Annotated in this window: 14 protein-coding genes; 8 read left to right on the top strand and 6 right to left on the bottom strand. The window is 65.1% G+C overall.

Annotated elements, in window-relative coordinates; translation table 11 throughout:
- Positions 1 to 66: 66 nt before the first annotated feature.
- Complete coding sequence (locus ASD68_RS01170) at positions 67 to 276, bottom strand: cold-shock protein (protein WP_007079831.1); 210 nt, start codon at positions 274 to 276, stop codon at positions 67 to 69.
- A 475-nt stretch (positions 277 to 751) separates the two neighbouring features.
- Between ASD68_RS01170 and ASD68_RS01165 the strand changes: the two genes are divergently transcribed.
- The gene (locus tag ASD68_RS01165) at positions 752 to 1,243 is read left to right on the top strand and encodes a hypothetical protein (RefSeq protein ID WP_056602631.1); all 492 of its coding nucleotides are present in this window, start codon (positions 752 to 754) and stop codon (positions 1,241 to 1,243) included.
- Positions 1,244 to 1,271: 28 nt separating this feature from the next.
- Here ASD68_RS01165 and ASD68_RS01160 read toward each other — a convergent pair whose 3' ends face one another.
- A complete protein-coding gene (locus tag ASD68_RS01160; RefSeq protein WP_056602630.1) occupies positions 1,272 to 2,513 on the bottom strand; it encodes a crosslink repair DNA glycosylase YcaQ family protein in 1,242 nt (413 codons plus the stop codon).
- Positions 2,514 to 2,699: 186 nt separating this feature from the next.
- On the opposite strand from ASD68_RS01160, the gene ASD68_RS16720 reads away from it, so the two are divergent.
- Together ASD68_RS16720 and ASD68_RS01150 are read left to right on the top strand one after the other, a co-directional pair.
- Positions 2,700 to 3,170 carry a hypothetical protein gene (locus ASD68_RS16720; protein WP_056602628.1) on the top strand — a complete coding sequence of 157 codons (471 nt, stop codon included), beginning with the start codon at positions 2,700 to 2,702 and terminating at the stop codon, positions 3,168 to 3,170.
- Positions 3,171 to 3,319: 149 nt separating this feature from the next.
- The gene (locus ASD68_RS01150) at positions 3,320 to 4,414 is read left to right on the top strand and encodes a phospholipase A (protein WP_056602626.1); all 1,095 of its coding nucleotides are present in this window, start codon (positions 3,320 to 3,322) and stop codon (positions 4,412 to 4,414) included.
- Between the two features lie 258 nt (positions 4,415 to 4,672).
- Here the strand turns inward: ASD68_RS01150 and ASD68_RS01145 are convergent, their stop codons facing one another.
- Positions 4,673 to 5,155 (bottom strand): peptidylprolyl isomerase, encoded by a 483-nt coding sequence (locus ASD68_RS01145; protein WP_056602624.1) that lies wholly within the window; start codon positions 5,153 to 5,155, stop codon positions 4,673 to 4,675.
- 149 nt (positions 5,156 to 5,304) lie between these two features.
- On the opposite strand from ASD68_RS01145, the gene dacB reads away from it, so the two are divergent.
- Entirely contained in the window at positions 5,305 to 6,783 is a 1,479-nt protein-coding gene (dacB, locus tag ASD68_RS01140; protein WP_235578598.1) for a D-alanyl-D-alanine carboxypeptidase/D-alanyl-D-alanine-endopeptidase, read from the top strand.
- Positions 6,784 to 6,786: 3 nt separating this feature from the next.
- Here the strand turns inward: dacB and ASD68_RS01135 are convergent, their stop codons facing one another.
- Positions 6,787 to 7,272, bottom strand: coding sequence for a glutathione peroxidase (locus ASD68_RS01135; protein WP_056077793.1), 486 nt, complete (start codon positions 7,270 to 7,272; stop codon positions 6,787 to 6,789).
- A gap of 97 nt (positions 7,273 to 7,369) precedes the next feature.
- On the opposite strand from ASD68_RS01135, the gene ASD68_RS01130 reads away from it, so the two are divergent.
- The 3 genes from ASD68_RS01130 (at position 7,370) to ASD68_RS01120 (ending at position 10,009) form a co-directional block, all read left to right on the top strand.
- Complete coding sequence (locus ASD68_RS01130; RefSeq protein WP_056604967.1) at positions 7,370 to 8,380, top strand: methionine ABC transporter ATP-binding protein; 1,011 nt, start codon at positions 7,370 to 7,372, stop codon at positions 8,378 to 8,380.
- Positions 8,377 to 9,054: a methionine ABC transporter permease gene (locus tag ASD68_RS01125; protein ID WP_056602620.1), complete on the top strand. Its 678-nt coding sequence runs from the start codon at positions 8,377 to 8,379 to the stop codon at positions 9,052 to 9,054. Before ASD68_RS01130 ends, ASD68_RS01125 begins: the two co-directional genes overlap by 4 nt.
- 160 nt (positions 9,055 to 9,214) lie before the next feature.
- Complete coding sequence (locus tag ASD68_RS01120) at positions 9,215 to 10,009, top strand: MetQ/NlpA family ABC transporter substrate-binding protein (RefSeq protein WP_056077787.1); 795 nt, start codon at positions 9,215 to 9,217, stop codon at positions 10,007 to 10,009.
- A 190-nt stretch (positions 10,010 to 10,199) separates the two neighbouring features.
- On the opposite strand, the gene pncB is transcribed toward ASD68_RS01120, so the two are convergent.
- Positions 10,200 to 11,384 (bottom strand): nicotinate phosphoribosyltransferase, encoded by a 1,185-nt coding sequence (gene pncB, locus ASD68_RS01115; RefSeq protein ID WP_056602618.1) that lies wholly within the window; start codon positions 11,382 to 11,384, stop codon positions 10,200 to 10,202.
- A 388-nt stretch (positions 11,385 to 11,772) separates the two neighbouring features.
- Here pncB and ASD68_RS01110 point away from each other — a divergent pair, with 388 nt between their 5' ends.
- Entirely contained in the window at positions 11,773 to 12,543 is a 771-nt protein-coding gene (locus ASD68_RS01110) for a cytochrome c (RefSeq protein WP_156458355.1), read from the top strand.
- Positions 12,544 to 12,567: 24 nt separating this feature from the next.
- Here ASD68_RS01110 and ASD68_RS01105 read toward each other — a convergent pair whose 3' ends face one another.
- Positions 12,568 to 13,005 (bottom strand): hypothetical protein, encoded by a 438-nt coding sequence (locus tag ASD68_RS01105; RefSeq protein ID WP_056602617.1) that lies wholly within the window; start codon positions 13,003 to 13,005, stop codon positions 12,568 to 12,570.
- Between the last annotated feature and the right edge of the window lie 43 nt (positions 13,006 to 13,048).

The following is a 13,048-nucleotide window of genomic DNA, read 5'->3' as shown; positions in this document are numbered from 1 at the left end:
TCGGCGCCTTGCGCGCATAAAAAAGGGGCCGGTTTGCGCCGGCCCCTCTCAATCGGGTGTCGTGGGTCAGACCGCCGTGACGTCTTCGGCCTGCAGACCTTTCTGGCCGGTGACCACCTTGAAACTCACCTTCTGGCCTTCCTGCAGGCTCTTGAAACCCGAGCCGGTGATGGCGCGGAAATGCACGAACACATCCGGGCCTGCCTCACGGCTGATAAAACCAAAACCCTTGGCATCGTTAAACCACTTGACTGTACCTACTTCACGATCCGACATAGCTCACTCCGATCCAATCCTGACGCTGAGACAAACCGGCCTCAACAGGCCGACGCTTACTGAGCATGCAGGGTCGGGTGAAACGATGCGGATTATGCAATCCATACCGGCACGCACGTGGCCAAGCAAACGCAGTCGCGCAAGCATAACGGATTTTTCGGGCGCAAGTAGTAGCCCAAAACAGGGCCTGGCAACGGCGCTTGGGACGTCATAAATCACCGCCGGCCGCCGCGCAATCCGGCCGCCTCGACCCTACGGCACCACTGGCCGCCACACCCATTAAACAGCGCCTCTTCATGCGCAATGTACAAAGCCGCGAAAACCAAAAGCCGGCCATGGCGCAAACACCCGGCCTGATTCAGGTGACGGGCCGGTTATTCAGGTTTTTTTTACTTGCCGCTGTCTACTGTGCTTCGGTACCGCTCCGGCAGGGGGTTATTACCCGCCGCCTTCGATCGCCCAAGGAGAAGCCCCGATGACCATTTCAGCACGCCCGTTTGCAGCTTGTTCGGGATTGACCACCGCCCTGCTCGTCGGCCTGCTGTTGACCGGTTGCGCCACCCACGAGACGGCCCCGACCACCCGCACGACAACCACCGTCCGCGACACGCCGCCCGCCGCCCGCCACCACACGCCGCAGGCGGCCAAGGCATCCAGCACCGTCGAAGGCACCCGCCACAGCAGCGGCACGTCGTCCACCAACCTGCCTGACCGCACCGGCATTCCCGCCTGCGACGACTATCTGGCCAGCTATATCGGCTGCCATCGCGCCGCCGAAATCTTCGCGCCCGGCCAGCTGCAGGACCGTTACGAGGCGATGCGCACCAGCCTGCTGCGCGACTCCCAGAACCCGGACATCCGCCCCCAGTTGGCCGCCCGCTGCAATTCGCTGGCGACCCAGTTGCGCACCGCCTTGCACGGCAAGTCCTGCGAAGTCAGCCCTGCCCCGGCCAGCACCACGCCCTGAAAACCCACAAGTGGGCGCCTGACAGCGATCAGCCCGCGCGCCAGCAAGCCCGCAACCGGGAAGCCAGGGCGGCGGGCTCGCAGTGCGCCAGGCGTACTTGCGGCGTGCCATGCCAGCGCGCCGTGTCGCGGATGGTGTCGGCCAGCGCCTGAACCAGTCGCGGCGCCAACGCGGTACCCGGTTGCAGGAACAAGGCCTTGATCTCGAATACACCATCGGCACGATGCGCCTTGGCGTCGAGCCGGCCGATCAACTGGCCGCGATGCAGGATGGGCAGTACGTAATAGCCATAACGGCGTTTCGCCGCGGGTACGTAGCACTCCAGCGTGTAGTCGAAATCGAACATCGCGCTTGCCCGCGCGCGATCCCATACCAGCGGATCGAACGGCGAAAGCAGCGCGGTATGGGTGGCCCGCAGCCGGCCCTGCCGCGCCTTGTCCAGCGCGTCGGCGTGATCACGATGGACGTAGCCAGGCGTTTTCCAGCCCTGCACCGGCTGCGCCAGCAGCTCGCCGCGTTCCAGCAGCGGCGACAGCTCCTGTTCGCTGACCGCCGGCTTCAGGCGATGGTAGTCGGCGATCCAGGCGGCGGTGGTGATCCCCAGTGCGCGTACGGTGTCGGCGATGAACCGCTGGCGCACAGTCAGCGGCTCGGCCGTCTCGGTGGACGGATCCAGCGGCGGGTCGAGCCGCGCCAGCACGCGATCGGCGAGGTCGTACACTCGCTGGAAATTGTCCCGCCGCGCCACCATCAGCTCGCCCAGCGCGAAGCAGGCCTCCAGCCAGCGTTTCTCCGGTTTCCACTCCCACCACCCCGGCTTGCCCGCCACGCTGCCCGGTGCACGGGTGAAATCCGCGGCGCGCACCGGGCCGTTGGCGCGGATCCGGTCCAGCAGCGCATCCATCTCGGCACGATGTTCCTGCTGCACGCGCAGGGCGTGGCGCTGGGCCCAGTGCTGCAGGCGCTGCGCGCGCCAGGCACGATGCCAGCCGATGTCGGAGGCACCGACCAGACTGGCCTCGTGCGCCCAGCATTCGGCCAGCTTGCCGGCGGCCAGCGCCTCGTCCAGCCAGTTCGTCGGGTAGTTGCCCAGACGGGCATGCAACACCAGATACGGGCTGCGTGCCACCACGTGAATCGTGTCGATCTGAAGCAGGCGCATGCGCTCGACCGCTGCCACCACATCGTCGCGGCGCGGCCGTCGCTGCAATGGTTGCAGCAACCCCTGTGCCGCCAGCTGCAGCGCCCGCGCCTGCCCCGCCGTCAGCATGCCGCCTGCCGGGCGCGGCGACACGGTAGCTTCACGATGGCCTTATCAGCATAGGGAACCGGCATGTACGGAATCTCCGGGAGCATCCGCCGTGAAAGCGTCGCCATGAAACCTGGCGCGCATGCCGTGGGTGGATGACATGTGTCCACAACATTTGAGCACTCATTCTGGCATGGAGTATCGATCATGAAATCTCGCAAGCCATGGCTGTCTTTCGTCGCCGCCGGGTCGTTGCTGTTCACCGGTTCGCTGCTGGCACAGAACCCGCCGCCGCCACCGGCACCACCACCGCCACCCCCGGCCAGCATGCCGCCGGTACCGCCACCCGCGCCGGTGCCGCCATCATCCGACATGCCATCACCCGCCGAAGCTGCTCCCGCCGCACCGGCAGCGCCAGCGGCACCAGCCGCACCCACCGCCGACCAGGCGTCCTACCCGACACCGCAAGGCGAACTGACCGTGCGCAGCACGCCGGCACCGGCGCCGCAAATCGGCCCGGCACCGGACTTTGCGCAATTGTCGGCCGGCGGCAAGGGCATCACCGAGGCGCAGGCGGTTGCCTACCCGCCGCTGGCCAATGATTTCCTGCATGCCGACAGCAACCGCAACGGCAGCATCAGCAAGGCGGAATACCAGCGATGGACCAAGCAACCCTGACGCACTCCGCGCGTTCGCCGTTGCCATCGCATCCCCCGCAGGCCGGCCACAAGTCGACGTGGCCGGCCTCTCTCATTCGCGATCCTTTACGCTTGCGGGCCCGACAGCGAACGACACCGCTGCCGTCCCCATCCCTTTCGGAGTTATTGATGAAGCCTCATTCCGCCGCGTGGCCGCTGGCCTTGGCCGCCGGCCTGGTCGCCGCACCAGGACATGCGCAGAATCCGGACCCCACCGATATCCGCGCCTGCACCGGCATCGAAACCGACTCGCAGCGGCTGGCCTGCTACGACCACGCCACCGGCCGGGTCAACCTGCCGACCGCACAAAAGCGGGCGGACGCCGAAACCTCTACGCCCGACATTTTCAGCCACGACGCTTCCTCCTCGACCAGCACCGCCGTGGCGACCAACCCCGAAGTGGCGCGGCCGCTGTCCCTGCTGGACAGCCGCTGGGAGCTGTCGCCGGAGAGCAAGCTGGGCACGTTCAATGTGCGCGGCTACAAGCCGGTCTACGTGCTGCCGGTGTTCATCACCAACCACCAGAACAACATGCCGCAGAGCCCCAACCCGGACAACACGGTCACGCAAAACCAGCAGCTGGACAACATGGAGGCGAAGTTCCAGCTGAGCCTGAAAACCAAGGTGTGGCAGGGCGTATTCGGCGATGCGGGCGACCTGTGGGTGGGCTATACGCAATCCTCCCGCTGGCAGGTCTACAACTCGCAGCTTTCACGCCCGTTCCGCGAAACCGATTACGAACCCGAAGCGATGCTGATGTTCAACACGCATTACGAGGCGCTGGGCTGGACGGGCCGGATCCTGGGCATCGGCGTGAATCATCAATCCAACGGCCGCGGCAATCCGCTGTCGCGCAGCTGGAACCGCGTTATCGCCAACGTCGGCTTCGAACGTGACGGCTGGACCGTGATGCTGCGCCCCTGGTGGCGCATCCCCGAGCCGCGCAGCGACGACAACAACCCGGACATCAGCGACTACATGGGCCGCGGCGAGATGCAGATCGTGCACGAGGCGAACGGCCAGGAATTCGGGCTGATGCTGCGCCACTCCCTGCGCGGCGGCGACCGCAGCCACGGTGCCGCGCGCTTCAGCTGGACCTTCCCGCTGGCCGGCAACCTGCGCGGCTACGCCGAGGTCTTTCACGGCTATGGCGAAAGCCTGATCGACTACAACCACAAGGCCACTTACCTGGGCCTGGGTATTTCGCTGCTGGATTGGTACTGAGAAAGGCCCCTCTTCCACCCTTCGGGCACCTTGCAAGTTGAACGCCTTCCCTCGCAAACGGGAAGGAAACAGCTCGCCCAGCAGCTACCAATCGCTTGCTTCCCCCGCTCGCGGGGGAAGCTGCCCGGAGGGCTGAAGGGGCATTTCGTTCTTGCGAGAAGCCCGGATCAAAAGCGCCCTCTTCCGCCTTCGGCACCTTCTCCCGCAAGCGGGAGAAGGAACAACCTGTTGCGCTTCTCGAGGAAGGAAGGCCAGGGGTCAGTGGTGGTGGCCACCCTCGCCGTGCACGTGGCCGTGCTCCAGCTCTTCGCCGGTGGCCTCGCGCACGTTGGTGACTTCGATGTCGAAGTGCAGGGTCTTGCCCGCCAGCGGATGGTTGCCGTCGATGAACACCTTGCCGTCCTCGACCTTGGTCACCGTGACGTTGATCTCGCCCTGCGGGCCGCGGCCCTGGAACTGCATGCCCGGCTGGATATCGTCCACGCCCTGGAACGCCTCGCGCGGCACTTCCTGCAGCAGCTCGGCGTGATGCACGCCGTAGCCTTCCTCGGGCGCCACATCGGCGGTGAACTTGTCGCCGACGCCGCGGCCTTCCATCTGCTTTTCCAGGCCCGGCACGATCTGGCCACCACCGTGGAGATAGGTCAGCGGCTCGCGTCCCTTTGAGCTGTCGATCACCTGACCCTCGTCGTCGGTCAGCGTGTAGTGAAAGGCGGCAACGGCGTTTTGGGCAATCTGCATGAGACTCTCGCGTGTAGGTTCAAATCCGCCAGCCAGATGCCGGCACGAAGTTCCAAGGTTAACAGAAGCGATGCCGCCGTCCGACGCGGCAGCTGATTGGCGATACTGTGTGGATGAAGCCATTTTCGCGATTCGCGCATAACAAATTCGTGTCCGTTCTGTTGATGGCCGTTTCGCTGGCCGCCACGGCGGCGCCACCGGCCACGACCACGCTCGCGGCACGGATCGACGCACATATCGGCACACCGCGCTTTGCCGCTGCTGACTGGGGCATTGCCGTGGTGTCGCTGGACGACGGCCGCACGCTGTACGCCCACCGCGCCGATCACCTGATGCAGCCGGCGTCCACCACCAAGCTCTTCACCGCTGCGCTGGCATTGTCGACGCTGGGCGCGGATTACCGCATGCCTACCCGTTTGCTGGCCGGTGGCGCCATCGTGAATGGACGTCTGGACGGCCCGCTGATTCTCTACGGCATGGGCGACCCTACCCTGGGCACGGCGAACACCAATGCGGACTGGGCCGATCAACTGGCCGGCCAGCTGGCGGCCCGCGGCGTGCGGCGGGTGCATGGCAACGTGATCGCCGACGACAGCTATTTCCGCGGGCCGTTGACCGGCTCCGGCTGGGAGGCAGGCGACCTGCAGAGCGCGTTTGCGGCACCCGCTTCCGCGCTCAGCGTGAACGAGAACTCGGTCAGGGTGACGGTGACGCCCGCCGCCCGCGTCGGCCAGCTGGCACGCGTCACGCTGGACCCGGCCGACGCGGGCCTGCAGGTCGAAAACACCTTGCTGACCATCCCTGCGCGAACACCGGACGACATCAGCCTCTATCGCGCTCCGGGCGCCACGACACTGCAGGCATTCGGCAGCGTGGCGTTGGGTGCGACGCCACCGCACTACAAGTTGTCGCTGCCCGATCCTGCGGCCTCGGCGGGCACGCAATTGCTGCAGGCATTGCGACATCGACATATTCAGGTCGATGGCAAACTGCTGGTTCGGCACTGGCCGCAGGGCGATGGCAGCTTGCCGGCAGACGCGAGCATCGTCGCCGAAGTATTTTCACCGCCGCTGGGCGAGATCCTGCACCGTGGCCTGAAACGCTCGCAGAACCTGTACCTGCAAAACCTGTTGCTGGCCGCTGGCGCCAGCCCGCTGGCCGACGCACCGGCGCCATCTGCCTTCGTCAGCAGCGAGCAGCGTGCGATCGAAGCGCTGCATCGGCTGCTGGACAAGATCGGCATACCGCCCTCGGCCAGTGCGCTGGTGGAAGGCAGCGGCCTGGCGCGGCGCGATCTCACGACGCCGAATGCACTGGTGCGGCTGCTGGTCTACCTGGCCGCGCAACCCCAGGCGGCGCTGCTGCGCGAATCGCTGCCGATTGCCGGTGTCGATGGTTCGCTCATCTGGCGCATGCGCGGCACCGCGGCGCAGGGGAATGTGCATGCAAAGACCGGTTCGATGGCGTACGTGCAATGCCTGGCCGGCTACGTCACCACCGCTTCCGGCGAACGGCTGGCGTTCGCCATCATGCTCAACAACTACGTGCCGGCATCCGGTGCGCCGCGCCCCAGCGCGGAGGTCGACGCCATCGCGGTGATGCTGGCCAACCTCACGGGTGGTGATTGAGGATCAGCCGCCCAGTCGTTGCAGCGTGTCCTTGCCGATCTTTTCAGGCGTATCCGTCGAGGCATAGCGTTTCACCACCTGCCCTTCGGCATCGACCAGGAACTTGGTGAAGTTCCACTTGATCGACTCGCTGCCCAGCACGCCTTTGCCTTCGCTCTTCAGCCACTTGTACAGTGGGTCGGCGTGCTCGCCGTTCACCTCGATCTTGGCGAACATCGGAAACGTGACGTCGTAATTCGTGCTGCAGAACGTCTTGATCTCCGCCTCGCTGCCCGGCTCCTGGTGGCCGAACTGGTCGCAAGGGAAACCCAGCACCACCAGTCCCTTGTCACGCTGGTCCTGCCACAACGTTTCCAACCCCGTGTACTGCGGCGTGAAACCGCATTTGGAGGCCACGTTGACGATCAACAGGGTCTTGCCGCGCCACTCGGCCAGCGAGCGCTGGTTGCCATCGATATCGCGGACGCTGAAATCGTAGACACTGGTCATGCGAAGCTCCGTTGGGTGAACCTCTGGAGTCTACGCCATCGCCGCTGACGGCCCGCGGCCTACAATGGCGCTCCTCTCGCACTGCCCGGAATTTCACGTGATCCGCTTCGTCGATGTCCACAAGTCCTACCGCGCCGGCGGTCGCGATATTCCCGCGCTGCAGCGGTTCAACCTCGACATCGCCGATGGCGAAGTGTTCGGCATCATCGGCCTGTCGGGTGCGGGCAAGTCCACGCTGATCCGGTTGATCAACCTGCTGGAGCGGCCCAGCGGTGGCCAGGTGTTCGTCGACGACGTCGAAATGACCGCGCTGGCGGAGCCGGCGCTGCGCGCCCAGCGACGCAGGATCGGCATGATCTTCCAGCACTTCAATTTGCTGGCTTCGCAAACGGTGGCCGACAACGTGGCGTTCCCGATACGACTGGCCGGCGAGCGTCGCGCCGCCGTGGTGCGCCAGCGCGTCGAGGAACTGCTGGCGCGGGTGGGGTTGGCCGATCACGCCGACAAGTACCCCTCGCAGCTTTCCGGTGGCCAGAAGCAGCGCGTCGGCATTGCGCGTGCGCTGGCCAATCGGCCGTCCATCCTGCTGTGCGACGAGGCCACCAGCGCGCTCGATCCGCAAACCACGGCGTCGGTGCTGGCCTTGCTGGCCCAGATCAATCGCGAATTGAAGCTCACCATCGTGCTGATCACCCATGAAATGGACGTGGTGCGCCGGGTGTGCGACCGCGTGGCCGTGCTCGATGGCGGCGCGATCGTGGAGCGCGGGAGCGTGGCCGACGTGTTCCTGCACCCGCAACATGCCACCACCAAACGGTTCGTCAACGAGGCCCTGCCGGAGGAGTCCGCCAGCGCGCACGTGCCGTATGCGCAGGTACCCGGGCGGCTGCTGCGGCTGAGTTTCCGCGGCGACGCCACGATGACACCCGCGCTGGGCCGCGTGGCGCGCGAGACGGGGATCGACTTCAACATCCTGGCCGGCCGCATCGACCGCATCAAGGACCTGCCCTACGGCCAGCTCACCCTGGCGATGCAGGGCGACGGAGTGGACGCCGCGCTGGCCGCGCTGCGCCAGGCCGGTATCGAGATCGAGGAGCTGCCCCGATGAACCTGCTGCAACGCCTGTTTCCCAACATCGACGACTGGGCCGAGATCGGCCGCGCCTGCATCGACACCTTGCTGATGCTGGGCGGCTCGATGGCGCTTACGGTGGCGATCGGCTTGCCGCTGGGCGTGCTGCTGTACCTCACCGCCCCGAACCAGTTGCGGCCGATGCCGAAGCTGTACGCCGTCACCTCGCTGCTGGTGAACATCCTGCGCTCGGTACCGTTCATCATCCTGATGATCGTGCTGATGCCGGTGACCTACGTGCTGGTCGGCACCAAGCTGGGCATCCGCGGCGCCATCCCGCCGCTGGTGATCGGTGCCGCGCCATTCTTCGCGCGGCTGGTGGAAACCGCCCTGCGCGAAGTGCAGCAAGGCGTGATCGAGGCCAGCCAGGCGATGGGCGCCAGCCTGTGGCAGATCGTGCGCCACGTGTTGCTGCCGGAGGCCCGCGGCGGCATCTTCGCCGGCATGACCGTCACCGCCATTGCGCTGGTGGGCTACACGGCGATGGGCGGTGCGATCGGCTCCGGCGGCCTGGGCGACCTGGCTTACCGTTACGGCTATCTCAGCTACAAATCGGACTACATGCTGGTCACCGTGGTGCTGCTGATCGTGCTGGTGCAGCTGCTGCAGATGATCGGCGACCGCATCGTGGCCCGCTTCGGCCGGCACTAAGAATGTAGGAGCGACTTCAGTCGCGATGCTCTTGCTTTGGGGCTCCAGAGCAGAGGCATCGCGACTGAAGTCGCTCCTACAAGTCGGTCCACAGTGAAGCTTGCCTCTTACACATGGCGGTATGGACGGCTATTCTTGAGCGCCGCGCCGACACTTCATCATGAAAAAAGCCCTCGCCCTTCTCGCCGCCCTGCTCCTGGCCGGCTGCTCCGCTCCCGGCGACGCCGGCAAGGACGCGCAAACGCTCACCGTGGCAGCCACCGCGATCCCGCATGCGGAAATCCTGAAGCAGGTGAAACCCATCCTGGCCAGGGAGGGCGTGAACCTGCAGGTCAAGGTATTCGCCGACTACGTGCAGCCGAACATGCAGGTGGCCGAGAAGAACATCGACCTGAACTACTTCCAGACCAAGCCCTATCTCGATGCGTTCAACCGTGAGCGCGGCACCCACCTGACCATCATCACCGGCGTGCACATCGAGCCGTTCGGCGCCTACTCGCGCAAATACAAAAGCATCGCGGAGCTGCCCGACGGCGCCAGCGTCACCTTGCCGAACGACCCCAGCAACAACAGCCGCGCGCTGCTGTTGCTGGCGAAGAACGGCCTGATCACGCTGAAAGACCCCAGCAACGAGATGTCCACGTTGAAGGACATCACTGCCAACCCGAAACACCTGAAATTCCGCGAACTGGAGGCGGCCATGCTGCCGCGCACGCTGGACGAGGTGGATCTGGCGTTGATCAACACCAACTACGCGCTGGCCGCGGGCCTGAATCCCACGAAAGATGCGCTGCTGATCGAAGACAAGAACTCGCCGTACGTGAATTACCTGGTCGGCCGTCCGGACAACCAGAATGATCCGCGCGTGCAGAAGCTGGCCAAGGCGCTGACCAGCCCGGAGATCAAGGCGTTTATCGAGCAGAAGTATCACGGGGCCGTGCTACCCGCGTTTTAAGCTCTGTTCGTTCCGTCCCCCGTTCACGGGGGAAGGTGCCCGATAGGGCGGATGGGGGCCAGCCAGGGCGAATGACACGACGCTGGGAAAGCACGAAGAGCGCCCCCTTCAGCCCTTCGGGCAGCKTCCCCCGTTCACGGGGGAAGCAAGCATCGGGGTTGCCGGGAATCTCGATGGGAAAGATAAAGCCTCAGCCTTGCGTATCAGGAATCTCGAACACCTGGCGCAGGTACGCCACGTAGGCCGGGTCCTCGCACATGTTCTTGCCGGGCGAATCGCTGAGCTTGGCCACGGGCTGGCCGTTGCAGCGGATCATCTTGATCACGATCTGCAGCGGCTCCGGGCCCGCGTCGTTGGTGAGGTTGGTGCCCACGCCGAAGGCCAGCTGGCAGCGGCCGCGGAAATGCGCGTAAAGCTGCATCACCCTGGGGATGTCGAGGCCATCACTGAAAACCAGCACCTTGCTGCGCGGATCGACGCGGTTGGCCTGGTAGTGGGCCAGCACTTTCTCGCCCCAATCGAATGGGTCGCCCGAATCGTGGCGGGTGCCGTCGAACAGCTTGCAGAAGTACATGTCGAAATCGCGCAGGAAGGCATTGAGGCCGTAGACATCGGACAGCGCAATGCCCAGGTCGCCGCGGTATTCCTTCGCCCATGCCTCCAGCGCCGCCACCTGCGAGTCGCGCAGCCGCGGCCCCAGCGCCTGGTGCGCCTGCAGGTATTCGTGCGCCAGCGTACCCAGCGGGGTGAGGTCGAGCTTGCGCGCCAGCCACACGTTGCTGGTGCCCGCCAGTTGGGCGCCCAGATCGCGGCGGAGCGTGGTCACCACCTCTTCCTGCCATACGCGCGAATAACGCCGGCGGGTGCCGTAGTCGGCGATGCGGCAATCGGCGTAATCGGGGTTGTCGCGCAGCAGGGCGATTTTTTCCTGTAGCCGCCGGCGGCCTTCGCTGAGGTCGAGGCCAGCGTTGGTGCGGCGGAAATACACCTCGTTGACGATCGCCAGCAGCGGCACTTCGAACAGGATGGTGTGCAGCCAGGGGCCGCAGATGCGGATCTCGATCTCGCCGTTGCCGGCCGCCGAGGGCGTGATCTCCACGTACTTCTCGTTGAGCTGGAACAACCCCAGGAAGTCGACGAAATCGCTCTTGATGAAACGCCAGGTGCGCAGGTACGCCAATTCATCGGGATGGAATCGCAACTGGCACAGCGCGGCCAGTTCGGTGCGGATATCGTCGATGCACGACACCAGGTCGATGCCCGGGTTGCGGCACTTGAAACGGTATTCGACCTGCGCCGCGGGATACTGGTGCAAAACCACCTGCATCATGGAGAACTTGTACAGGTCGGTGTCCAGCAGTGAATCGATGATCATCGGATGCCCGGCAGGATTCGCGAATGCGTACGTCCATTATCCACGCTATGCGCGGACAGGTTTCTTGCGGGATTTTGTTTCGGGCAAAAAGAAACCCCATCAGCCAGGGGAGGACTGATGGGGTTTGTCAGGCTGGCCTCCAGGGGAGGAAGGGCCAGCCCCTCGGCGGCGGGATGTCGCTTGCCACCTCTGGTCGCCATCACGGCGATACACAACGTTAGTGTGGTCACGGTGGCGGTGGTTCAAGAGCTGCCTCGTAACCGTTCAGGTTATCGACAGCTGGAAAACATCCACCTGGCCCCACTACTAAAATCGTCTGGCTATTTTATCGGAGTCCACCGTGAATTTTCTGCGATTTTTTGTCACAGGCCTGCTTGTTCTTCCACTAATGACGCAAGCCGCCGAGCTGCGGGTGGACACGAACCACGGAAGCACCATCTATCGCACGGAAACGTTGCTGCAGCGCCCCGACGTTCGCACCGTCACTATCCCCGACGACGTGGCTTTCCACGGCACCATGCATTACCGCGCCGTACCGCTGACCGCCCTGCTGCCGGGCGTCGGCGTCAGCGACCATCTGCAGTTCACCGCGCTGGACGGGTTCGTGGCGGAAATCCCCGCGGCCCTGCTGCTGCAACATGGCGGCAGCGAGGCGTGGCTGGCAATCGACGACCCGGCCCATCCCTGGCCCGCACTGGGCGAAAGTCACGGCGGCGCCGGGCCGTTCTATGTCGTCTGGACCCGGCCCCGCGTGGGCAACATCAATCCGGAACAATGGCCTTACCAAGTGGCGGCGATCCGCGTGCTGCCGCCCGTCACCAGCAGGTTTCCCGCCATCCAGCCAGCCGCGTCGCTACCGGCGGGCAGCCCGATCCGGCGTGGTTTCTCGGTATTCCAGCGCACCTGTTTCGCCTGCCATACGCTGAACGGCGAAGGCGCCGCCACACTGGGGCCGGATCTCAACGTGCCCCACAGCCCCACCGAATACCTGCGCGCCGATCTGCTGCGCGGCTTTATCCGCAACCCCCAATCGCTGCGGCAATGGCCGCAGGCGCGGATGCCGGCGTTCAGCGAAAAGACGCTTTCGGATGCTGACCTGGACGCGGTGCTGGACTACCTGAAACACATGGCGGCACGCAGGCGATCGGCGGAGAAATGACGCGCGGGCGAACCCGCCCGCACGTTACCGGCGGTCATCGCGGTCATGATGGCGCCCGTGCCCATCCTGGCCGCGCCGGTCGGACCCGCCGCGACTTCGGCCGTGATCGCCACGGCCGCGGTGGTCGTTGTCACGGTAGGCGGGGCGGCGGTCTCCACCGTAGGCATGACCGCGATGCCATCCACCGCGGTCACCGTGGCGATATCGCGCGCCACCGTACCAGGTGTGGGTGACGCCGATGCTCACACCGGGTGCGTACCCATAGTCGTAGCAACAGCCGTAATAGTTGTAATAGCCCGGCGCCCCGTAATAGCCGTCGTCGTACACCGGGGCGCTGCGGCCGTAGTAAACGTCGCCCTGCGATCCGTTGTTGCGCACGTAGCTGTAGCCGGGGTCGTAATAGCAGCCAGACAACGACACCGCCGCAACAACCATGCCCAAAAGGGAGATTTTGCGTTTCATGAGCGGCCTCCGCAGGGTGATGTACCACGCTAGGCTGCGATGG

Source organism: Rhodanobacter sp. Root627, assembly GCF_001427835.1.
In the GTDB taxonomy this organism is placed as follows: domain Bacteria; phylum Pseudomonadota; class Gammaproteobacteria; order Xanthomonadales; family Rhodanobacteraceae; genus Rhodanobacter; species Rhodanobacter ginsenosidimutans.
The sequence above is the reverse complement of the archived record's forward strand: the minus strand, read 5'-3'. Positions and strand labels throughout refer to the sequence as shown.